At 66.2% G+C, this 22,076-nt stretch carries 20 protein-coding genes; 9 read left to right on the forward strand and 11 right to left on the reverse strand.

Features of this window, described 5'->3' with window-relative positions:
- The 7 genes from iolB to E3T31_RS03380 all read left to right on the forward strand — a co-directional run bounded on the left by iolB (position 1) and on the right by E3T31_RS03380 (position 7,756).
- Positions 1-906: a 5-deoxy-glucuronate isomerase gene (gene iolB, locus E3T31_RS03350; RefSeq protein ID WP_166788372.1), complete on the forward strand. Its 906-nt coding sequence runs from the start codon at positions 1-3 to the stop codon at positions 904-906.
- A gap of 51 nt (positions 907-957) precedes the next feature.
- A complete protein-coding gene (iolD, locus tag E3T31_RS03355) occupies positions 958-2,868 on the forward strand; it encodes a 3D-(3,5/4)-trihydroxycyclohexane-1,2-dione acylhydrolase (decyclizing) (RefSeq protein WP_134467547.1) in 1,911 nt (636 codons plus the stop codon).
- A gap of 101 nt (positions 2,869-2,969) precedes the next feature.
- Entirely contained in the window at positions 2,970-3,968 is a 999-nt protein-coding gene (locus E3T31_RS03360) for a Gfo/Idh/MocA family oxidoreductase (RefSeq protein ID WP_134467455.1), read from the forward strand.
- Between the two features lie 2 nt (positions 3,969-3,970).
- Positions 3,971-4,858: a TIM barrel protein gene (locus tag E3T31_RS03365; RefSeq protein WP_241977566.1), complete on the forward strand. Its 888-nt coding sequence runs from the start codon at positions 3,971-3,973 to the stop codon at positions 4,856-4,858.
- 80 nt (positions 4,859-4,938) lie between these two features.
- On the forward strand, positions 4,939-5,910 hold the full coding sequence (locus tag E3T31_RS03370) for a sugar ABC transporter substrate-binding protein (protein ID WP_241977568.1): 972 nt from the start codon (positions 4,939-4,941) through the stop codon (positions 5,908-5,910).
- A complete protein-coding gene (locus E3T31_RS03375; protein WP_241977569.1) occupies positions 5,907-6,962 on the forward strand; it encodes an ABC transporter permease in 1,056 nt (351 codons plus the stop codon). Before E3T31_RS03370 ends, E3T31_RS03375 begins: the two co-directional genes overlap by 4 nt.
- Positions 6,959-7,756, forward strand: coding sequence for an ATP-binding cassette domain-containing protein (locus tag E3T31_RS03380; protein ID WP_134467457.1), 798 nt, complete (start codon positions 6,959-6,961; stop codon positions 7,754-7,756). The genes E3T31_RS03375 and E3T31_RS03380 overlap by 4 nt, the downstream gene beginning before the upstream one ends.
- Positions 7,757-7,839: 83 nt before the next feature.
- Here E3T31_RS03380 and E3T31_RS03385 read toward each other — a convergent pair whose 3' ends face one another.
- The 9 genes from E3T31_RS03385 to E3T31_RS03425 form a co-directional block, all read right to left on the reverse strand.
- Positions 7,840-8,604 carry a GntR family transcriptional regulator gene (locus E3T31_RS03385; protein WP_134467458.1) on the reverse strand — a complete coding sequence of 255 codons (765 nt, stop codon included), beginning with the start codon at positions 8,602-8,604 and terminating at the stop codon, positions 7,840-7,842.
- Between the two features lie 70 nt (positions 8,605-8,674).
- Entirely contained in the window at positions 8,675-9,664 is a 990-nt protein-coding gene (locus E3T31_RS03390; protein ID WP_241977571.1) for a right-handed parallel beta-helix repeat-containing protein, read from the reverse strand.
- A gap of 119 nt (positions 9,665-9,783) precedes the next feature.
- Positions 9,784-10,920 carry a cysteine desulfurase family protein gene (locus tag E3T31_RS03395; RefSeq protein WP_134467460.1) on the reverse strand — a complete coding sequence of 379 codons (1,137 nt, stop codon included), beginning with the start codon at positions 10,918-10,920 and terminating at the stop codon, positions 9,784-9,786.
- Positions 10,917-11,804 carry a carboxylating nicotinate-nucleotide diphosphorylase gene (gene nadC, locus E3T31_RS03400; protein WP_134467461.1) on the reverse strand — a complete coding sequence of 296 codons (888 nt, stop codon included), beginning with the start codon at positions 11,802-11,804 and terminating at the stop codon, positions 10,917-10,919. Before nadC ends, E3T31_RS03395 begins: the two co-directional genes overlap by 4 nt.
- The gene (nadB, locus tag E3T31_RS03405) at positions 11,798-13,468 is read right to left on the reverse strand and encodes an L-aspartate oxidase (RefSeq protein WP_134467462.1); all 1,671 of its coding nucleotides are present in this window, start codon (positions 13,466-13,468) and stop codon (positions 11,798-11,800) included. Before nadB ends, nadC begins: the two co-directional genes overlap by 7 nt.
- 1 nt (position 13,469) lies before the next feature.
- On the reverse strand, positions 13,470-14,780 hold the full coding sequence (nadA, locus tag E3T31_RS03410; protein ID WP_134467463.1) for a quinolinate synthase NadA: 1,311 nt from the start codon (positions 14,778-14,780) through the stop codon (positions 13,470-13,472).
- Between the two features lie 41 nt (positions 14,781-14,821).
- Positions 14,822-15,481: an NUDIX domain-containing protein gene (locus E3T31_RS03415; RefSeq protein WP_241977617.1), complete on the reverse strand. Its 660-nt coding sequence runs from the start codon at positions 15,479-15,481 to the stop codon at positions 14,822-14,824.
- Positions 15,482-15,764: 283 nt separating this feature from the next.
- Complete coding sequence (locus E3T31_RS03420; protein WP_134467464.1) at positions 15,765-16,532, reverse strand: polyprenol monophosphomannose synthase; 768 nt, start codon at positions 16,530-16,532, stop codon at positions 15,765-15,767.
- Positions 16,533-16,536: 4 nt separating this feature from the next.
- Positions 16,537-18,105: a glycosyltransferase family 39 protein gene (locus tag E3T31_RS03425; RefSeq protein WP_134467465.1), complete on the reverse strand. Its 1,569-nt coding sequence runs from the start codon at positions 18,103-18,105 to the stop codon at positions 16,537-16,539.
- Positions 18,106-18,221: 116 nt separating this feature from the next.
- Between E3T31_RS03425 and E3T31_RS03430 the strand changes: the two genes are divergently transcribed.
- Positions 18,222-19,052, forward strand: a complete 831-nt coding sequence (locus tag E3T31_RS03430) for a carbon-nitrogen hydrolase family protein (protein WP_134467466.1) — start codon at positions 18,222-18,224, stop codon at positions 19,050-19,052.
- Between the two features lie 20 nt (positions 19,053-19,072).
- Here the strand turns inward: E3T31_RS03430 and E3T31_RS03435 are convergent, their stop codons facing one another.
- Together E3T31_RS03435 and E3T31_RS03440 are read right to left on the reverse strand one after the other, a co-directional pair.
- Positions 19,073-19,465: an ATP-dependent DNA ligase gene (locus E3T31_RS03435; protein ID WP_241977573.1), complete on the reverse strand. Its 393-nt coding sequence runs from the start codon at positions 19,463-19,465 to the stop codon at positions 19,073-19,075.
- Positions 19,466-19,641: 176 nt separating this feature from the next.
- On the reverse strand, positions 19,642-20,646 hold the full coding sequence (locus tag E3T31_RS03440; RefSeq protein WP_166788373.1) for an alpha/beta fold hydrolase: 1,005 nt from the start codon (positions 20,644-20,646) through the stop codon (positions 19,642-19,644).
- 338 nt (positions 20,647-20,984) lie between these two features.
- Between E3T31_RS03440 and E3T31_RS03445 the strand changes: the two genes are divergently transcribed.
- Complete coding sequence (locus E3T31_RS03445) at positions 20,985-22,058, forward strand: alkene reductase (protein WP_134467468.1); 1,074 nt, start codon at positions 20,985-20,987, stop codon at positions 22,056-22,058.
- Positions 22,059-22,076 lie beyond the last annotated feature (18 nt).

Consider the following 22,076-nt stretch of genomic DNA (forward strand, 5'->3'; position numbering starts at 1 on the left):
ATGACGATGCCATCCGCGCACTGGTTCTACGCCCGGGGCTCCCTCGAGCGTGACGGCTGGGAGACGGTCGTCGACACCGCCATCAGCGGATGGCGTTACACCGGAATCCGCGTCGCCGCCCTGGCCTCGGGGGACTCCTCGACACTGCCCGCCGAAGCCGTCGAACGCATCGTGGTGCCCCTCGCCGGGTCTTTCACGGTGCGCTACACCCTCGCGGGGGAGACCGAGGTGCGAGTGCAAGTTCTCGCTGGGCGAGCATCCGTTTTTCACGGCCCGACCGACACGCTCTACCTGCCCACCGGCACGGCTCTTTCGATTGAAGGCGCTGGGCGGGTGGCGGTGGCCGAAGCGCCGACCGACCAGGTGCTGCCGGTGACGTATATTCCGAAAGCGGATGTTCCGATCGAGTTGCGCGGGGCCGGTCGGTCCAGCCGTCAGGTGCACAACTTCGGTACCCCGGCCAGCCTCACGGCCGACCGATTGATCGTGTGTGAAGTGATCACCCCGGCCGAGAACTGGTCGAGCTACCCGCCGCACAAGCACGACGAATACCGGGAGGGCATGGAGTCGCGGCTCGAGGAGATCTACTACTTCGAGAGTGCCGTCACCCGCGGCCAGAGCGCGCCGCAGACGGCGAGCCCGTTCGGCCTCATGCGCACGTATTCATCCGAGGCCGGAGACATCGACATCTCGGCGGAGGTGCACACCGGCGACGTCGCGCTCGTTCCCTTCGGCTGGCACGGCCCCTGCGTTGCAGCCCCAGGCTACGACCTCTACTACCTCAACGTGATGGCCGGGCCGGATCCCGACCGATCATGGCGCATCAGCGATGATCCGGCGCACGGCTGGATTCGCGATACCTGGGTAGGCCAGGACTTCGACTCCCGGCTTCCCTACACGTCTTAATTCTCTACCGGCAGCACCCCGAAAGGACACAACGTAGTGACTACTCGTCGTATGACAGTCAGCCAGGCACTCATCGAGTTTCTCGCCCACCAGTACACGGTCGACGGCTCCGTCCGTGAGCGCACGATCGTCGGCACCTTCGGCATCTTCGGTCATGGGAACGTCGCCGGCATCGGCCAGGCCCTCAAACAGCTCTCCGTCCAGGACCCCACGCTGATGCCGTACCACCAGGCCCGCAACGAGCAGGGAATGGTGCACGAGTCAGTGGCTTTTGCCCGGATGCGTCGGCGTCGGTCGACCTTCGCCTGCACCGCCTCGGTCGGGCCCGGTGCCACCAACATGCTCACCGGTGCCGCCCTCGCCACGATCAACCGCTTGCCCGTGCTCCTACTTCCCTCCGACACCTTCGCCACCCGGGTGGCCGACCCGGTGCTGCAGCAGTTGGAACTGCCCCAAGACGCGAGCATTAGCGTGAACGATGCCTTTAAGCCGCTGTCGCGCTTCTTCGACCGGGTGCAGCGCCCGGAGCAGCTCTTTTCCGCTGTCATCGGCGCCCTGCGGGTGCTCACCGACCCGGTCGAAACCGGCGCGGTCACGCTGTGCCTTCCCGAAGATGTGCAGGCGCAGGCGCTGGACGTGCCGGTGGAGTTTCTGGCCGATCGTGAGTGGCAGATCCGTCGCCCCCGGCCGGATCGGGGCGTCATTGACCAGGTCGTGCGCGCCATCCGTGAGGCCAAGCGGCCCATGATCGTCGCGGGCGGCGGCGTCATCTACTCCGATGCTGCAGCTGCGCTCGCCGCATTCGTTGAACTGACCGGCATTCCGGTGGGCACCTCGCAGGCCGGTGTCGGATCGCTGCTGTGGGACCACCCGCAGAGCCTCGGCGCCGTGGGCGCCACGGGAACGACCGCCGCCAACCGAATCGCCCGTGATGCTGACCTGATCATCGGAATCGGCACTCGGTACAGTGACTTCACGACCGGCAGCCGCACCGCGTTCCAGCACCCGGGCGTGCGCTTCATTAACATCAACGTGGCATCATTCGACGCGATCAAGCATGGCGCAGCCATCGCGGTGGTAGCGGATGCCCGTGAGGCACTGCTGGAACTGACCGAGGGTCTCGATCGCTACCAGGTCGATGCTGAATTCGCCGATCGCATCCGCTTGGAGAAGACGGAGTGGAATGCGGTCGTCGACGCGGCCATCGCCCCGAGTGGGCGGCCATTTCCCGCCCAGTCCGAGATTATTGGTGCCGTGCAGCGGGCCTCGGAGCCGCGCGACGTGGTCGTCTGCGCGGCCGGGTCGCTGCCCGGCGACCTGCACAAGCTCTGGCGGGTGCGCGACGAACTCGGCTATCACGTGGAATACGGCTTTTCCTGCATGGGCTACGAGATCGCCGGAGGCATCGGTGTACGCCGAGCGGCCCCTGACCGCGATTCCATCGTCATGGTCGGCGACGGCTCGTATCTCATGATGCACACCGAGATCGTGTCGGCCGTGGCCGAGGGGCTCAAATTCATCGTCGTGCTGGTGCAGAACCACGGCTACGCCTCCATCGGGCACCTCAGCGACACGGTGGGCTCGCAACGGTATGGCACGCAGTATCGTTTTCAAGACAAGGCTCACAACAACTTTGAAACGGATGCGACGCTGCCGATCGACCTGGCAGCCAACGCGGCAAGTCTCGGGATAGCCGTGATCAGGGTGGAGCCCGGGGTGAACGCCATCGCCGACCTGGCTGCGGCCGTGGCCACGGCGAAGGCTTCCAGCACGGCGACCCTGATTCATATCAACAGCGATCCTTTGCTGTTTTCGCCCGATACGGAGAGTTGGTGGGACGTGCCGGTGGCCGAGGTATCGGCCCTGGAGAGCACCACGCACGCGCGGATCGACTACGTTGCCCAACGTGCGATTCAGCGCCCCTATCTCGGGGCCCAGCTTGTCTCGAAAAAACAATTGTAAGTATGTCCAGACAAACCCTTGACGCCGGCTTGACAGCCGTATAGCGTTGTCAAAAGCAACACATCAGGACATTAAAACAAACTCAAGGTGGAGGCAATAAAGTGCGATTCGTAGTTCTGGGTGCCGGCAGGATCGGGCTGTCTCACGTCGGCACGTTGAAGGCGCAGGTCGGTGTCACCGACCTCCTGATCGCTGACCTCGATCCAGCCCGCGCAGCTGCTGCGGCTGCTTCGGTCGGCTCGGCGTCAGCCACCATCGAGGAGGCATTCGCATCGAAGCCAGACGGCATCGTCATTGCCGCGCCGACCTCGGCCCACGCCGAGCTCATTGTGCGGGCCGTGCGCGCCGGCATCCCGACCTTCTGTGAGAAGCCCCTCGCCGAGAACCTCAGCTCCAGCATCGCGCTTGTCGAGGAGGTCGAGCGTCACGACGTTCCCGTTCAGATCGGGTTCCAGCGCCGTTTCGACGCTGGTTATACCGAGGCCAAACTGGCTCTGCAGAACGGTGACATCGGCGAACTGCGCCGCATGCACGTGCTGACTTGCGACCCGACGCCGCCCCCGGCCGAGTACATTTCCACCAGCGGTGGAATCTACCGCGACTGCCACATTCACGACTTCGACATTCTGCGTTGGGTCACCGGCCGCGAGGTCGCTACGGTCTTCGCGACCGGTGCCAACCGTGGAGCGTCCTTCTTTGGCGATGCCGGCGACGTTGACGAATCCGCAGCACTGCTGACACTCGATGACGGAACCCTGGTCACTGTGCAGGGCTCGCGTTACAACGGTGCCGGCTACGACGTGCGGATGGAGCTCGCTGGAAGTCTCGGAAACCGTTCGGTCGGACTCGACGAGCGCGTGCCGCTGACCAGCGCCGAGCCGGGCGTCAGCTTTCCCACCGGTTCAGCCTGGCCCAACTTTCAGGAAAGGTTCGCTTCGGCCTACGCAGCAGAGCTGGCCCGATTCGTCACCGTCGCCTCCGGCGAGACCGTCAGCCCGTGCACCCCGCGAGATGCATTGGAAGCGCTCTACATCGCCGAGGCCGCCGAGCTGTCCCGCGCCGAAGGACGCCCCGTGCGCCTCGACGAAGTCAAGCGGTGACTGTGTCCGAGACACGTCTCCTGAGCCGCATTGCCGCCGCACCCATTTCCTGGGGTGTGTGCGAGGTTCCCGACTGGGGTTTTCAACTCACCCCTGAGCGGGTGCTCGGTGAGATGCGCGAGCTGGGCGTCGTGGCCACCGAGTTCGGTCCCGAAGGTTTCCTTCCGGTGAGTCCGAGCGATAAAGCTGCGACCTTGGCGGATGCCGGGCTGAAAGCCGTCGGAGGATTTGTCCCGATTGTGCTTCACGATGCCGACCGCGATCCCGTTCCGGTCATTGAAGGCGAACTCGACTCGTTTGTGGCGGCAGGGGCAACCAGACTCGTTCTCGCCGCCGACACCGGACAGACCGGCTACGACTCGCGGCCGACGCTGAGTGAGCAGGAATGGGACACGCTCCTGACCAACCTCGATCGGCTCGTGCAGACGGCGGCCGCGCGGGGCGTCGTGGCATCCATCCACCCCCACGTCGGAACGATGATCGAATCTAGCGACGATGTCGAGCGCGTGCTTAACGCCTCGCAGATCGGGCTCTGCCTCGACACCGGACACCTGTTGATCGGTGGCACCGACCCGGTCGAACTGGCCCGTAGCGACGCCGCTCGGATCAGTCACGTGCACCTCAAAGACGTGCGCCGCGACCTGGCCAAGAAGGTGCAGCGCAAGGAGCTGACCTACACCGACGCGGTCCGCCTGGGCCTGTACACACCGCTCGGCACCGGCGACATCGACATCGCGACAATTGTCACCTGCCTCGAGGCTGCCGGCTATGCGGGCTATTACGTACTCGAGCAGGACACGATTCTGAGCGAGAATCCGCCCGTGGGCCAGGGCCCATTCGCGGATGTGCGTACCAGCATCGATTTCATCGCCAGTTTGGCGACTTCCTAAGACTCTTCACGACCGACAGCACGATCCGCACCACACACGGCACGGCATCAGTCACAATGTATCCAATGGAGGATCCACTCATGAAGCTCAAATCTCGCTGGATGGCGGCGCTCGTCGTCCTTCCGTTCGCCCTCACCGGTTGCACGTCCACCACCAACACAGCAGCCACCACCGACGTTGCTGCTTCCGGTGACAAGGTCACGATCGCCGTCGTCACCCACGGCTCACCGGGCGACACCTTCTGGGACGTCGTCAAGAGCGGCGCAGAGCAGGCCGGCACAGATCTCGGTGCCACGGTCACCTACCAGGGTGATGGCGACCCGGTCAAGCAGAGCCAGCTCATCGACGCCGCCGTTGCGACGCACCCCGACGGACTGATCGTCTCGATGGCCAACCCGGACGGCGTCAAGAACGCTGTCGAAAAGGCGGTCGCCGCTGGCATCCCGGTGATCACCATCAACTCCGGCCTCGAGCAGTCCAAGGCATTCGGTGCCCAGACCCACGTCGGTCAGAGTGAGTTCATCGCCGGTCAGGGCGCGGGCGAGCAGCTCGCCGAAGCTGGTGTCGGCAACGTCATCTGCGTCATTCACGAGGCTGGCAACAGCGGACTGGAAGAACGCTGCAAGGGCGCAGCTGACACCCTCGGCGGCACCGTCACCAACGTTCAGGTCGACGTCGCGAACGTCGCGGACGCGCAGAACACCATCAAGAGCAGCCTTCTGGCTGATCCGTCCATCGACGGCGTGCTCACCCTGAACCCCGGTATTGCCGTAGCAGCCAGCCAGGCCATCGACGAAGCCACCAGCTCGGCAAAACTGGCGACCTTCGATGTGTCCTCCGACGTGACGCAGCTGATCCTCGACGGCAAGATCCTGTTCGCGGTCGACCAGCAGCCCTACTCCCAGGGATACCTGCCCGTGACCTTCCTCACCCTCCAGGCTCGCAACGGCGACGTCGTCGGAGGCGGCATGCCGGTCTACTCCGGCCCTGGTTTCGTCACCAAAGACAACGCGGCCGAGGTCGCCAAGTTCGCGAAGAATGGAACGCGATGACCGTCACCGCACCCGCGGTAACCGATCAACGGATGATCGATGAAAGGCTTAAGCCAGCCGGTCTCATCATCACGCTGCTGCGCCGACCCGAGGTCGGCGCAGCAGTGGCCGCCCTCGCTATCTTCATCTTCTTCTCGGTCTCGACGACGGCGTTTCTGACGCCGGCCGGCGTGGCCACCTGGCTCTACTCGGCATCGCTGTTCGGCATCATGGCCGTCGCGGTTGCCCTGCTCATGATCGGCGGGGAGTTCGACCTCTCCGCCGGCGCCATGGTCGGTACGACCGGACTGATCGTCGGAATCGTCACAACCGAGTGGGGCGTCAATATCTGGCTCGCCCTCGTCATCGCCCTGGCGATTGCCCTGGCCATCGGTGCGGCGAACGCCTTCGTGGTGATGAAGACAGGGCTGCCGAGCTTCATCGTCACCCTCGCCACCTTCTTCATTCTGCAGGGAGTGAACCTGGCGGTCACCAAGATCATCACCGGCACGGTGTCGATTCAGGGCATGAGCGCCGTTCCTGGCTTCGATGCTGTCAAGGTGTTCTTCGGCTCCTCGTTCGCATTGTTCGGCATGGACGTGAAGATCTCCATTGTCTGGTGGATCGCGATAACCGCTCTCGCCACCTGGATTCTGCTGCGTACTCGCTCCGGAAACTGGATCTTCGCGGTTGGTGGCCAGATCGAAAGCTCACGCCAAGTGGGCGTGCCGGTCATGAAGGTCAAAATGGGCCTGTTCATGACCACCGCCGGCGCGGGCTGGCTCGTCGGAATGCTCCAGCTGTTCGATGTCTCGACGGTGCAGGCCACGACCGGAATCGGCCAGGAATTCATCTACATCATCTGCGCTGTGGTCGGCGGATGCCTGCTGACCGGCGGCTACGGATCGGCCATCGGTGCGGCCCTCGGCGCTCTCATCTACGGCATGACCCTGCAGGGCATCGTCTTCGCCCAGTGGGATAACAACTGGCTCAAGGCGTTCCTCGGTGGGATGCTGCTGCTGGCCGTGCTCGTCAACCTTTATGTACGCCGCCAGGCAGGAGTTCGCTCATGACGCCGGGAGACACATCCGCTGCCCCGCCCATTCTTGAGGTTCGGGATATCGGCAAGACCTATGGTTCGATTTTGGCGCTGCAGGGAATATCGGCCTCGGTCGGGGCAGGTGGGGTGCTCTGTGTGCTGGGGGACAACGGTGCCGGCAAGTCGACCTTCATCAAGATCCTCTCCGGGGCGCACGCGCACACCCACGGCAAGCTTCTCGCCTACGGTGTCGAGCGCACCTTCGGCAGCCCGCGCGAGGCACTGGACCTGGGCATCGCCACGGTGTATCAGGACCTCGCCGTGGTTCCGCTGATGCCGGTGTGGCGCAACTTCTTTCTCGGCTCCGAACTGACGCGCGGGTTCGGCCCGTTCAGCCAGCTGGACGTCAAGGGGATGCGCCGGATCACCAAGGAAGAACTCGCCAAGATGGGCATCGACCTGCGCGATGTCGACCAGCCGATCGGCACCCTGTCGGGCGGTGAACGCCAGTCGGTGGCCATCGCCCGAGCCGTGTATTTCGGCGCGAAGGTTGTCATCCTCGACGAGCCGACCTCTGCTCTGGGAGTCAAGCAGGCCGGTGTCGTGCTGAAATACATCGCTCAGGCCCGCGATCGCGGCCTCGGCGTGGTCTTCATTACGCACAACCCGCACCACGCCTACCCGGTCGGCGACCGGTTTCTGCTGCTCAAGCGTGGAACCAGCCTCGGCGATTTCAAGAAGAGCGAGATCACGATCGAAGAGATGACCAAGCTCATGGCCGGGGGAGCGGAACTCGACGCTCTCGCCCACGAACTCGCTCGCGCCTAACCCGCTGGATCTACAAAAAAGTCTGGCCGTCTGACCCTTCGGGGTTAGGCGGCCAGACTTTTTTGGTGCTTTTGGCAGGACTGCTACTTCTCGACCAGCGTCACTTCGAAGGAGTACAGGTCGGGGCGGTAGCAGTGCTGGCCGAACTCGACCGCGCGTCCGGAGTTGTCGAAGGCCGTGCGGTCCATCGTGAGCAGCGCCGCATTCTTCTCGATCTCCAGCAGCACGGACTCCTCGTTGGTGGATTTGCGTGCTCCGATGTGCTGGCGGGCGACCCGCATCGTCACTCCGCGCGAACGCAGCACCTGGTAGAGCCCGTGCGCGACGAGATCGTTGGGTTCGATTCCGATGAATTCTTCGGGGAGCCAGTTTTCCATCACGGCGACCGGCACGTCATCGGCCAGGCGCACGCGCCGAATGTACAGGGTGGGACTTCCCTCGGCCACGCTGAGTCGCTCAGCCGTTTTCGCATCCGCTACCCGGGTTTCGAGAGCGAGAAGGTGCGTAGAGGGCACCTTATGCGTGTTGGTGAGGTCGTCGTAGAGGCTGGTCAGTTCGACCTTGCGCGTCACCTGGCCGTGCACGACCTGGGTGCCGATGCCGCGACGGCGTACCAGCAGGCCCTTGTCGACGATTTCTTGGATGGCGCGGCGCACTGTTGGGCGGCTGAGGCCCAGGCGCTGGCCGAGGGCGACCTCGTTCTCCAAGCGTGATCCGGCTGGCAGTTCGCCACTGAGAATGGCCTTCTCGATGCGCTGCGAGACTTGAAAATACAGCGGAATCGGGCCGGACCGTTCCAGATCCATGAACATTCCCATGGGGAGGGTGTTTTCTTCCTTCGCGCTCATGTGACCCCTTCACTGACATGCCAAGAGCTTTGGCTGGTTGTCATGACAATATCAGGTCATAGCGACGTTGTCAGGAGGCGCGGCAGGTCACATTCATGACGCCCTCCGCAGCGCCGGTGGCGGTGTTATTGCATTCGACAATATTGCTGAGCTCCCACGTCATCGAATAGCCAAAGCCCGGACCGTTCACGGCGGCGGTGTTATTGCGGAAGATATTGTCTGTGCCCCACCCGTCGAGGATCTCGTGGGTCTGAAAACCGTCACGGAGCGAATTCGTGCCGGTGTTCGAGTCGATGACCCAGCCGTTTCCCTTGATATCCACCCAGGAGTCGGCCTCGCTCAGCGCCGACCAGTCGAAGGTATTCTGGCTGACAATTCCATTGCTCGTGCCCTCCTTCACATCGACGGCTTCTGAGGTAGTCTGCGAGAACGAGTTGCCCGTCACCGTGTTGCGATCGCTCCGGTCTGGCTGGCATCCGCTGATATCGCACCAGTTGCTGTCGGCTGTGCCGATATAGACACCCTCGCCGAACTTCGGTTTGCGCAACCCGGTGTCGAAAACGGTGTTGTCGGCGACGGTGTTGTCGGTGCTGAACCGGCGAAGGTGGATGGCTTCGTCGCCGATCGTAGAGACGGTCAGTGCGCGAATGGTGGACCCGACAGTACCGTCAGCCATGACACCTTTTTGCGCGTTGGTGACAGAAAACCCCACCAGATTCCAATACTGGGCGCCGTCGAGATGCATCACGTAGCCGTTCATCGGGTCGCCGCCGTCGAGCACACTGTCGGTTCCTCCGCACAGAGTGATCGGCTCGTCGACGGTGCCTGATGTCGTCGCGACGAAGTTGCCCTGATAGTTTCCGTCCGCCAGCCCGATGACGTCCCCGGGCGCGGCGTCGATGAGTGCCGAGGACAGCTCGTCAGCGGATGCCACGTTGATCGTCGCGCGCGGGCAACCTGCAACGTCGCGTGCCGTGGGCGCCTCGGCGAGTTGGGGGTGGGCATCACTCGCGGTATCGTCGACGACGATGGCGACCGGGGCAGGTTCAGGGGCGCACACGCAGTCACGCTCAGCATGAGCGTGAGGCTCAGGCTCACGAGTACCAGCGCAGGCCCGACCTGAGATCTGCTCATAACGATGACTCTAGCGTTGGCCGGACCGTGCCGACTTGGTTCGCGTCAGGTGCCGAGACTGGCGACCGCAGCTACCGCCGCACGAACGGATGCCGCCGCCTCGGCCGCCTCCGCCGCCGACGTGCCAGCACCCAGCGTGAACCGCACCGCGGTCTGCGCCAGATCGGCCGACACCCCCATGGCGGTGAGCACATGCGAAGGCTCGCTGCTGCCGGCCGCGCAGGCGGACCCGCTCGAACAGACGATGCCGCGCGCTTCGAGCTCGAGCAACACCGCCTCGCCGCTGGTGCCGGGAAAGACAAAGGACGCGGTGCCCGGCAGGCGTTCGGTCGGGTGGCCGGTGAGCCGGGCCGACGGCGTCTCGCGCAGTACCGTGCCGATGAACTCGTCGCGGAGGGCGCTGGTGCGCTGGGCAGTGAGAGCCCGTTCCTCACCGGCCAGGCGGAGCGCCACGGCCAGGGCCACCGCACCGGCGACGTTCTCGGTGCCGCTGCGCTTGCCGCGCTCCTGGCCACCGCCGTGCAGCAGCGGCTCGATCACGAGGCGGCCGCGCAGAAAGACGGCGCCGATGCCGGGGGGAGCACCGAGCTTGTGGCCGGAGAGGCTCAGTGCGTCCACGCCGAGGGCTTTTACGTTGAGGTCGAGCCAGCCACCGGCCTGCACCGCGTCGGTGTGAAAGGGCACACCCTGCGCGACAGCGGCCAGTTCAGCCAGGGGCTGCACGGTGCCGACCTCGTTGTTGGCGTAGTGCACCGAGACCAGGGTCGTGTCGGGGCGGAGCGCGCGGGCCAGGTCGGCGGGGTCGACGCGGCCGGCGGCATCCACTGGCAGCAGGGTGATCTCAAAACCGTGCAGTCGGCGCAGGTAATCGCAGGAGTCGAGCACGGCCTCGTGTTCGATCGGAGTGGTCACGATGTGGTGGCCGCGCGGGGCGCCGAGGGCGATCCCCTTGACGGCGAGGTTGTCGCTTTCGGTTCCGCCGCTCGTGAAGGTCACCTCGCCGGGGCGGCAGCCGAGCGACCGGGCGACACTGCGCCGCGCCTCCCGCAGCGCGGAGGCGGCCGCCTCACCGACCTGGTGGTGGCTCGACGGGTTGCCGAAGCCGCTCGTGAGGTGCGGCCACATGGCCGTAAGCGCTTCGCGGCGCACCGGGGTCGTTGCGGCGTTGTCCAGGTAGATCATGGGTTCGCAAGTGCGAATCCGGCCGGCTCGCTCACCCGAATGGCCACGTCGAGCCCGAGGTCGAGCGAGTGCACGCTGTGGGTGAGCGCACCGACCGAGATGACGTCGACACCGGATGCCGCGATCGCGCGAACCGTAGCGAGCGAGACTCCGCCGCTGGCCTCGACGATGGCCCGCCCGGCGATCTGCTGAACCCCTTGAATCAGGTCTGCGGGGCTGAAATTGTCGAGCATGATCGTGTCGATGCCGGCCGCGAGTACGTCGTCGATCTGGTCGAGCCGGTCGACCTCCACCTCGAAGTGGGTGGTGTGCGAAAGCTTCGCCCGCACTTCAAGCAGGGCCTCGGTCAGGCCGAGCGGGCCGGCCGCGAGGATGGCGAGGTGGTTGTCCTTGGCCATCACCGTGTCGGAGAGGCTGAACCGGTGGTTGTGGCCGCCGCCATCGCGCACGGCCTGGCGCTCCAGGGCGCGCAGCCCGGGCGTGGTCTTGCGGGTGTCGACGATGCGGGCCGTGGTGCCGGCCGTCTCGGCGACGTACCGGGCGGTCAGGGTGGCGATTCCGCTCATCCGCTGCACGAAGTTCAGCCCGATGCGCTCCGCCTGCAGGATACCGCGGGCGGGGCCGGTCACCTCGGCCAGCGTGGCGCCGGTGTCGAACGAATCGCCGTCCTGGACGAACGGACGCACCTCAATGCGCGGGTCGGTCAAGCGAAAGGCCGCCGCGAAGACGGCGGTGCCGCTAAATACGCCGGGTTCGCGCGCCTCGAGCCGGGCGGTCGCGACGGCGTCTTCCGGAATGAGCACGGCCGAAGTGAGATCGCCCCAGGGCGCGTCCTCGTCGAGGGCGGCCTGCACGACAACGTCGATGGAGTGATTGCTCAGCATGCGATGGCCTCCTTGGCCGGAATGAGTGAGCGGGATTGCGAGTAAGACAGGGCGAGTTCGGGCCGGGTGTCGGTGAAGTCGGAGCGGTAGTGCGCGCCGCGCGACTCCTCGCGGGCCAGGGCTGCGCTCACGAGTAGGCGGGCCAGGTCGAGCAGGTTGCGGTCTTCGAGGGCGGCGACGTCGCGGCTGGTCGCTGGCGGCGAGACCCACTGGGTGAGGCTGTGAGCGGCGTGCCTGAGGCCGACGCCGGAGCGGTGTACTCCGGCAGAGTCCCAGAGGAGCTGCTGCAACGTGTGGCGGTTGACCAGCGTGCCGAGACCGGCCGGCGGTGTTCTCGTGGCGGTCTCGGCAGGCTCGACCAGCGAGGGGGAGCTATCCGCAGGTTGGCTCGCGTTGGCCGGGTCGAACAGCGGGTGGGGGAGGTGTTCAGAGCGGGTCGCGTTGGCGAAGCTGGGGGAGAGCACTGTGCATGGCGACAGCGTCGTGCTCGCCCGCCAGGGCTCGCCGAGCGCGCGTACGGCTCGGTCCGCGAACACGGCCGCCTCGAGCAGGGAGTTGGAAGCGAGCCGGTTGGCGCCGTGCGCCCCTGTGCGGGCGACCTCTCCCACGGCGAAGAGGCCGGGCAGGCTGGTTCGACCCCAGGCATCCGTTTCAACGCCGCCCATCCAGTAGTGAGCGGCCGGAGCCACCGGAATCGGATCGACCGCCCAGTCCAAACCGGCAGCCCGGCAGGCCGCTGTGATCGTGGGAAACCGGGTTTCGAGCAGCTCGCGGCCCAGTGCGGTTGCGTCGAGCAGCACCGGCGTGCCGCCCTGCTGCTCCATCTGGCTGGCGATCGCCCGGGCGACGACGTCGCGCGGCGCGAGCTCAGCGTCGGCGTGCTCGGCGAGCATAAAGCGATCGCCGAGTTGATCGCGCAGCACGGCGCCTTCACCGCGCACCGCCTCCGACACGAGCGGTGTGCCGGGCACGGCGAGGGCGGTCGGGTGAAACTGGTAAAACTCCAGATCGGTAACGGATGCTCCCGCTCGCCACGCCGCCGCCACCCCGTCCCCGGTTGCGACGGAGGGATTGGTGGTGTGCGTGAACAGCGCGCCGGCGCCGCCGGTGGCCAGGATCACGGCGTCAGCGGCCAGCGAAAGCTGCACGCCGTCCGGGCCGAGCACGCGGGCGCCCGTCACCCGGTCATCGTACACGATCAGGTCGACCAGCATGGTGTGCTCCCGCACCTCGATCGTGGCGCGGCGTTGCACGGTCGCCACGAGCGCTGCCTCGACCGCGGCGCCGGTGGCGTCACCGCCGGCGTGCACGACGCGGGAGCGGGAGTGGGCGGCTTCGAGGCCGCGGGCCACGCCGGATTCATCCCGGTCGAAGTCCACGCCGAATCGAATCAGGTCGCGCACCCGCGCCGGACCCTCCTCACAGAGCACGCGCACGGCCGCCGGGTCGCACAGACCGGCGCCGGCGCGCAGCGTGTCGAGCACGTGGGCGTCCACCGAGTCGTCCCGAAACAGGGCGGCGGCGATTCCGCCCTGGGCATAGCGGGTATTACTCTCGGGCAGTACCGACTTGGTGACCAGCACCACCTGGTGGCCGGCATCCGCTGCCCGCACGGCGCCCAGCAGGCCGCCGAGGCCGCTGCCGATCACGAGGATCGCGGCCATGTCAGGCGCCGACCAGGATCGGCGGTCGGGCCGCCAGCATCCGCTCGAGGGCGACGCGCGCGTGTACGGCGACATCGGCCGACACCGTGATCTGGTTGAGGACCTGGCCCGGCGCCTCACCGCCACCGACGAGCGCCTCGAGCACCCAGGCCAGGTAGCCGGCGTGGATGCGGTACATGGTCGAGCAGGGGCAGATCACCGGGTCGAGGCAGAATATCTCGTGCTCTGGGTGCTGGGCGGCGAGCCGGTTCACGAGGTTGATCTCGGTGCCGATGGCGAAGGTTGTACCGGCCGGAGCTGCTGCGATGGCCTTGGCGATGAAGTCGGTGGATCCGGCCGAGTCGGCGGCGTCGACGACCGCCATCGGGCATTCCGGGTGCACCAAGACCCGCACGCCGGGGTGCTCGGCGCGGGCGGCGTCGATCTGCGGCACGGTGAAGCGGCGGTGCACGCTGCAGAAACCGTGCCAGAGCACGACGCGGGCGGTGTCGAGTTGCTCGGCCGTGTTGCCGCCGAGCGGCTTGGTCGGGTTCCACATCGGCATTTGGTCGAGCGGCACCCCCATCGCCTTGGCGGTATTGCGGCCGAGGTGCTGGTCGGGGAAGAACAATACGCGCTGGCCGCGTTCGAAGGCCCACTCGAGCACGGCCTTGGCGTTCGAGGAGGTGCAGACGATGCCGCCGTGCTCGCCGCAGAAGCCCTTGAGCGCGGCGGAGGAATTCATGTAGGTGACCGGAATGACCGGAACCCGGCCGGAGGCATCCGCTTCGGTGCCGTAGAGGTCTTCGAGCTGTTCCCAACACTCGGTGACCGAGTCGATGTCGGCCATGTCGGCCATCGAGCAGCCGGCGGCGAGGTTCGGCAGAATGACGGCCTGATCGGGCCCGGAGAGCAGGTCGGCGGTTTCGGCCATAAAGTGCACGCCACAGAACACGATCGCGGCGGCGTCGGGGCGGCTCTGGGTGGCCTGGGCGAGCTGAAAGCTGTCGCCGACGAAATCGGCGTGCCGCAGCACCTCATCGCGCTGGTAGAAGTGTCCGAGAATGACGACCGAGTCGCCGAGCACGTTCTTGGCCTCGACGATGCGGGCGCTGAGTTCCTCCGGCGAGGCAGTGCGGTAGCGCTCGGGCAGTGCGCCCTGGCGGGGAGAGCCGGCCGGAATAACGTCACCCATCGACGATCCGGGGCCGTAGCCCGGGGCTCGGGTGTCGAATTCCCACGGATCTGTTGCCAGGTCGGGGCTGCACGTGCTGCCGGCGGCTTTGCCGGTGCCGATGAGACGAATGGTGGTCTCGACCGAGGGAATAGTCATGGTCGTGCTCCTTGAGAGGTGGTGAGAAGTGAGAACAGGGGTTAGAGCGTGGGCCCGGGCGGGTCGTGCTCGTTGCCGCGACCGTCATAGCGGTAGAGCCGCGCCGGTCGATGGCGGGCGCCGGCTACGTGCTGATCGGTGCTGATCAGGGTGCCGCTCGACTCGATCGACCGCCGAAAATTGGCCGGATCGAGCGCCTTCTGCAGCACGGCCTCGTGCACCTCGCGCAACTGGGCGAGGGTGAAGGTGTCTCCGAGAAAGGCGTGCGCGATGCGTGCATATTCGACCTTGGTGCGCAGGCGCCAGAGCGCGTATTCCACGATGCGGTTGTGGTCAAACGCCAGCGGTGGCAGTTGGTCGGCCGCGAACCACCGCACGTTTTCACCAACGGATGCCCGCTCCGCGACCTCCGAGCGCACCAGCGCCCAGTACACGACGGAGACCACGCGCAGCCCGGGGGAGCGGTCGATATCGCCGAAGGTATAAAGCTGCTCGAGGTAGCGTGGCGACAGCTCCGTGGTCTCGCGCAGGGTGCGTGCTGCGGCTGCGGCAAGTTCTTCGTCGGCCGGCAGCCATCCGCCCGGCAGCGCCCAAAGATCTCGGTGGGGGTCGCGGGTGCGCCGAACGAGGGGCAGCCACAGGGTCTTGAGCCCGGACTCGTCGTCGGGGCGCAGGGCGAAGATCACGGTCGACACGGCCAGGCTTGAACCCGCAGCGCCTGACCCCGCAGCGCTCGCCGGGGCGTCTCCAACGGCGAGCGGGCTCTGCTGCGCGATCGGGGGTGTCTGTACGGAATGTTCCAGCACGGGGATCCAGTCGTAAAGGTCTAGTTGACTCTAACTGCTGGATCCATCATATAGTCAAACTGACTCAAACACCCGAATGTGACGAAAACCCGTCGTTGTCCGGCTGGCACAACTCATCCACGGCGGTCGTCCGTTGTTGTTGTTGCGCACACAGGTCCGCAACTAAATTCGTTGGGAGTCAGGCTCCGCGGGCTGCGGCAGTTGCGCGCGCGCCGGCCCGGCTGATGCCCATGCCTGTCACCCCCCAGAGCGTCACCCGGGCCATCGCCTCGATCGCGATGCGCGGGCTCATCTTCGACGACCCGCGCACCCGCTCGACGAAGGTGATTGGCACCTCGATGACGCGCAGGTCGGCGCGCACGGCGTGCAGCAGCATCTCGATCTGAAAGCAGTAGCCAAGGCTGTCCACGCTGGAGAGGTCCATGCGTGACAGGGCGCGGGCCGAATACACTCGGTAGCCGCCGGTGGCGTCGCGTTGGGGCAGTCGCAGCACCATCCGGGAGTAGAAGGACCCGCCGCGGGAGAGCGCGCGTCGATGCCAGGGCCAATTCTCGATGGCCCCACCCGGTATCCAGCGCGATCCCAGCACCACGTCGGCCGTTTCGGCCGCGGTCAGCAGACTGGCGAGTTGCTCCGGCCGGTGGGATCCATCGGCGTCGAGTTGCACAAGCTGGGTATAGCCGTGGCTGAGAGCCCAGCCGAAACCCTCGAGGTAGGCGGCGCCGAGGCCGGTCTTGTCGGTGCGATGCAGAACGTGTACGGCCGAATCCGAGACGGCAAGCTGATCGGCGAGGCTGCCGGTGCCGTCGGGGGAGGCGTCATCGACGACCAAAATGTGCGCCGCGGGGACGCTCGAGCGAACGCGTTCAACAATGCTGGCCACGTTCTCGGCCTCGTTGTAGGTGGGAATGATGACCAGCGTGGTGGCTGCGGAGTTCTGGGGCACTGGCTTACCTCGTCATTTCAATAATGATGGTGCGGTTGACCAGCGTCGTCTCGTCGACGCGGAATCCTTGGAGTTGCAGCGTGCGGACATCCGTTTCATTTCGCCAGTCCGCACTCCCCGAGTATTGCAGCAGCCAGACCGTGTTGAGGTTCGCTACGGCCGGAAGCGCGTCGGTCAGCGGGGCTACTTCGTCCCAGAGCCAGGCCGTGTCGCTGTAGGAACGGGTCAATGTCACGTCGTGCAGGCCGGCGAACGCCTCGGGGTAGAGGTGCATGGCCAGCCGCGGAATGCGCGATGGGCGCACGCTCTGGTCGAAGACGACGCCGTCGCCGGGCAACGCCTCGGCGGCCAGCACGGCCGCCACCTGACGCCAGTCGCTGCCCTCGTTCTTGCCGAATTCACCGCGTTGCACGGTGTAGGCGGGCACGATGGTGGCCACGAGCAGGGCAACGCTTGCGGCGCGCAGCCAATTATTGGCCAGAGCGGCCACCCCCACGGCGATCACGATGGCCACCGCCGGGGCGCAGATCGACAGGTAGCGCGTCGAATACATGGGGGTGACTAACTCGTTGCCGATCAAGAGGATGCCGCTCGGCAGCAGCATCCAGGCCAGGAAAATGCTCAGCGCACCGCGGCTGGGCAGACCAGCCTGATAGTGCGTGCCGCGGAGCCGAAAAAATACGGCCAGGACGGCCACGATAATGAGCGCCCAGGCCATGATCGCGACCGGAACGGTGTCGAACCACTGCATGACCGCGGCTTCAGAGACGGTGACCCTTGGGCGGCGGCCGATGAACGCGATCTGCTCCCGCTGGGCTGAGCCCGCGAGCAGAATGGGCAGGGCCAGCAGTAGCCCGAGCAGGCTTGCCCCCAGCCAGAGTGCCAGGCTCCACCAGAGTCGGGCAGTGGGTCGGCGAAGCGGATGCCGGCGGGCCAGCGCCACGACCGCCACGGCATGTACCGGAAGCAGCAGGGCCAGGTAAAGGAAGACGTATATTCCCAATGCGAGCAGCAGGGAGTAGCCACCCCACAGGGCGATCTGCCGCCGGCGACTCGCGGTGCGGCTGCGCACCGCGAGCACCAGCAGCACGGTCAGCCACACGCCGATCGCCGTCGCGATCGCCGTCGATCGCGCTTCAGACCCCATGTAGGTCACCCGGGGCAGCACGGCGAAGATCAGGCCGGCGCCGATCGCCGCCGGGTGGGAGATGAATTTTTCGGCCAGAACGACGGTGCCGGCGGCGGCAGCGCCGATCGCGATCGCGCTCGGCAGCCGGGTGGAGAACTCGGAGGCGCCGAACAGGTCAATCCAGCCGTGTAGAAACAGGTAGTAGGCGCCGTGCACCGCATCGATGTTGCCGAGCATCAGGAACAGTGAAGGCAGTGACCGCTCGGCGGACATCACACTGGCCGCTTCATCGCCCCAGTACGACGGCTGCCAGGACCAGGCGGCCGACACGACGAAGGCGACGAGACCCACGAGAAAGGCTGACCATCCGGTTGACCGGAGGGTGAAATCGGGTCGGGCCAGCGCGCGAGAAGCCAGGGGATGAGGCGCGATAGCGGAGGTCACCCGTTCAACCTACCCAGCAATTGTTAACGGTAGCCATCGAAACCCCTCGAATTTGCCGCAAAGACCAATCCGTTTGTCCCACGGTGTCGGCATCGGCCGCCAGCTATGCTTTCGCCATGAGCCCAAAAGCGCAGCCAGACCAGCCAGCCGCGGTGGGCGTTGCCGTCGCCCAGTTCGCGCCGGGGACCGATAAAGCGCAGAACCGGGCCGTGATTCGCCAGCTGGCGACGACCGCAGCCCGGCGTGGTGCCCACCTGGTCGTGTTCCCGGAGTACTCGGCCTTCTTCGAGCCCAAACTCGGGCCGGCCTTCGTGGCCGCCGCGGAGCCGCTCGATGGCCCGTTCGGTACGGCGCTCGCTTCGCTCGCAGCCGAGCTGGGCATCCACATTGTGGCCGGCATGCTCGAGACGACGGAGGACCCGGCCCGGTTTTCGAACACCCTCGTCGCCGTCGATCCGACCGGACGCCTCGTCGCGAGCTATCGCAAACTGCACCTCTACGACGCCTTCGGCGATCGCGAATCCGACTGGGTGCTGCCGGGGGACCTCGACGATCCTGAGATCTTCGAGGTCGGTGGACTGCGGGTGGGCCTGCAGACCTGTTACGATATTCGCTTTCCCGAAGTAACCCGTCGCCTCGTCGATGCCGGAGCGACCCTGGTGCTGGTGCCGGCCGAGTGGGTGCGCGGCCCCCTCAAGGAGCACCATTGGCGAACGCTGCTGACGGCCCGGGCTCTCGAGAACACCGTGTTCGTGGCCGCCGCCGATCACACGCCGCCGATCGGCGTGGGTACGAGCCTGATCATCGACCCGATGGGCGTCGCGTTGGTGAGTCTTGGGGAGGCAGCGGATGTCGCGATTGCCTTCCTGGAACCGGCCCGCGTTGCAACGGTGCGCGCGATCAACCCGGCCCTGGCGCTGCGCCGGTTCGCCGTAGTGCCGCGCTGATTCTGACGACGCTGACCCGGCTAGCGTTCGCTGACGCTCGCCTTGGTCGCGTGGGTCTGGGCGGCCGCCCGAATTCCGATGGCCGGTTCAATCTTGGGCGTGTGGTTGGCGTCGACGGCCGCACTCTCTTCGGCGGTCACGACGAGCCCCTGGGAGCTGTTAGCCGAACGGGTGAGCTGAGCGACCCAGTTCGGATTGATGGTCGGGGCGTGGCCACCGGCGAACTTGAAATAGAGCGGAATTGCCGGGTGCAGCCAGGCCGAACTCCGCCCGTCGCCGACCACTGAGGCGTCGCGCCAGGAGAGCAGAAAGCTCTCACCGCGGCGCAGTTTCTGAACGATCACGAGTTGCAGATGTGCCAACATTCGGTCTTCGAATTCCACGACGACACGGTCATACGTGAGCGAGCCCATGAGTGCTACCTTCGGTCGGTCGTGCTGCCCGCAACGAGAAGCAGAGGGTGTTGAAACACTGGCGCAGTAACGATTGAAAGCGAAGCCTGCACTTTAGCGTGGAACCGGGTACTCCTAATCACTGTCCTCCGTTCGGGGGACAAATACAAGCAGTTCAGCAAGTGCCCAGCGCATTGTCACGTTGTGGCTTGGTCGACCGGCAGCGGAGCGGCGAATTCGAGCCGAAGCAGCACTTCGAGCGGGCGTTCGATCTGACCGAAGTGCCCGGCTCCCGCAATCGTGCTGATCACGCACTGGGGCACAACCTCGCGCAGCTTCGCGTCGTCGGCCGCTGTGACGAACACGTCGTCGTCACCGTGCACGGCGCGCACCGGGCACACGATCTGAGCCCACCGCCGGGTTGCGTCGTAGGCGCCGGCGCGGACAGCGGCCAGCACGAACCCGGCTGGACGCACTTCGGTTCCGAGCGCGGCGACCACGGCCCCGTCGATGATTCCGGGGCGGCGAAACAGCGGCGCGACGAGGCCGCGCAGTAGATTCAGTCGGGCGAGGGCCGTGATCAGGCTACGGCTGGCGCTGCCGCCCAGCCGCAGCATCCGCATCGTCAGCAGCAGCGTGGTGAACGCCGGCAACACGAAGAAGTGGCGAATCGGGTGGCGCACGCTGTCCTGGATTGAAAACGACGTGGCCGAGACCAGACCGACGGATGCTGTCGCCCGCGTCTCGCTCGCCGCCAGCTGCAACGCGATGAACCCTCCCATGGAATGACCCACGACGTTCCACCGCTCATAGCCGAGGGCGCGCGCCACCTCGGCGACTGTCTCGGCCATCGACTCGACGGTCAGGCTTGCTTCATCCGCGGGAAGCGGCGAGTCGCCCCATCCTGGCAGGTCGGGAATGATCAGATCGGGCAGGTCACGTTCGGTGGCGTGGGCCGCCTGCAGCAGGGGCGTCCAGGTCGTCCAGGATCCGGCAGCACCGTGCAGCAGAATGGTCGCGGTCTGGCTGGTCGTGCGGCGCCCATGCCGTACGACGACGGTGCAGCCGCGCAGCCGCATCGAACTGGTCGTCAGCCCAAAATGACGCGCATCCGGGTCGAGCGCGAAGGGGCTGTAGCCCAGCACGGTCGCCGGGGGTGCCGGTCGGGGCTGGGCAGCCGGCTCGGGGATCGGTGCCGGCACGGGTTGCGCCGGGGGCGGGCCGGGCTTCGGCCGCGGCCCCGGAGTATCAAGGGCGGTCGCGACGGAGAGGCTTCTGCTCGTTGGTCGGGTCATCAAGATGCTCATGTGCATAGTTCGGTGCGCAGACCGCGCTGGATTGCTCCCAGCCCTGACAAAGATGGGGCACGAAATCTCAACGCGCAGGAAGCGCACGCGTTGAGCCAATTAACAGGCAGGAATATCGAGTGCGCCGCGGCCGTTGCCGCCTACGGGCGAAGAGCGACGACCGCTCGCCCGTCCTCCCTGAACCTGTCGATCTGACTGACCGGCTGACTCGTTATTTTCAGAAAGAAGTACCCGTGAACCTCTTTTCCCCGCTGACCCTCGGCGACCTACAGCTGCCCAACCGCCTCGTGATGGCGCCGCTGACCCGCATCCGTTCTGGCCAGTCTGGGGTCCCCGGCGAGCTGGTGGCCCTGCACTACACGCAGCGAGCCACACTCGGCCTGATCGTGAGCGAGGGCACCTACCCGAGCCACGCCGGCCAGGGCTTTCCCGGTCAGCCCGGTCTGGTTGAACCGGAGCAGCTCGCCGGCTGGCAGGCCGTGACCGACTCCGTGCACGCCGCCGGCGGACGCATTGTCGCCCAGGTCATGCACGCCGGTCGGGTCACGCACGAAGCCACCACCGGCGGCTACCGCGTCGTTGGGCCCAGCGCGATCGCCATCACCGGAAGTACCCGCACCTACGACGGCAAGCAGGACTTTCCCGTGCCCCACGCACTGACCGCCGAGGAGTTGCCGGGCATTATCGAGGACTTCGTGCGCGCGTCGAAGAACGCCATCGCGGCCGGATTCGACGGCGTGGAGCTGCACGGCGCCAACGGCTACCTGCTGCACGAATTCCTCTCGCCGGCCTCCAACGTGCGGGGCGACTCCTTCGGCGGGTCGCCCGAGAATCGTGCCCGTTTCGTGATCGACGTTGTCACGGCGGTCGCCGCGGCGATCGGTGCCGGCAAGGTCGGCCTGCGCATCTCGCCCGCGCACAACATTCAGGATGCCCTCGAAACGGATGCCGACGACCTCGCGGCCACCTATGGCGCCCTCCTCGGCGGGATCGCCCCGCTGGGCCTGGCTTACCTGAGCGTGCTGCACGCCGACCCGGCCGGGGAGTTCGTGCAACACCTGCGGGCGCGCTTCGGTGGCAACTTTCTGGTGAACAGCGGATTCGGCGTGATCACCTCGCGCGACGAAGCCCTCGCCCTGGTTCGTGACGACGTCGCGGACGCCGTCGTGGTCGGTCGCGCGGCCATCGCGAACCCCGACCTGCTGCGTCGCTGGCAGGAGGACCTGCCGGTCAACGAGCCCAACCCGCTCACTTACTATGCCGACGGCGCCCGCGGCTACACCGACTACCCCGCCCTGGCTTCCTAACTGCACTCCCGCCCGGGG

Origin of the sequence: Cryobacterium sp. TMS1-13-1 (assembly GCF_004403125.1) — a bacterium.
Classification (GTDB): Bacteria; Actinomycetota; Actinomycetes; order Actinomycetales; family Microbacteriaceae; genus Cryobacterium; species Cryobacterium levicorallinum.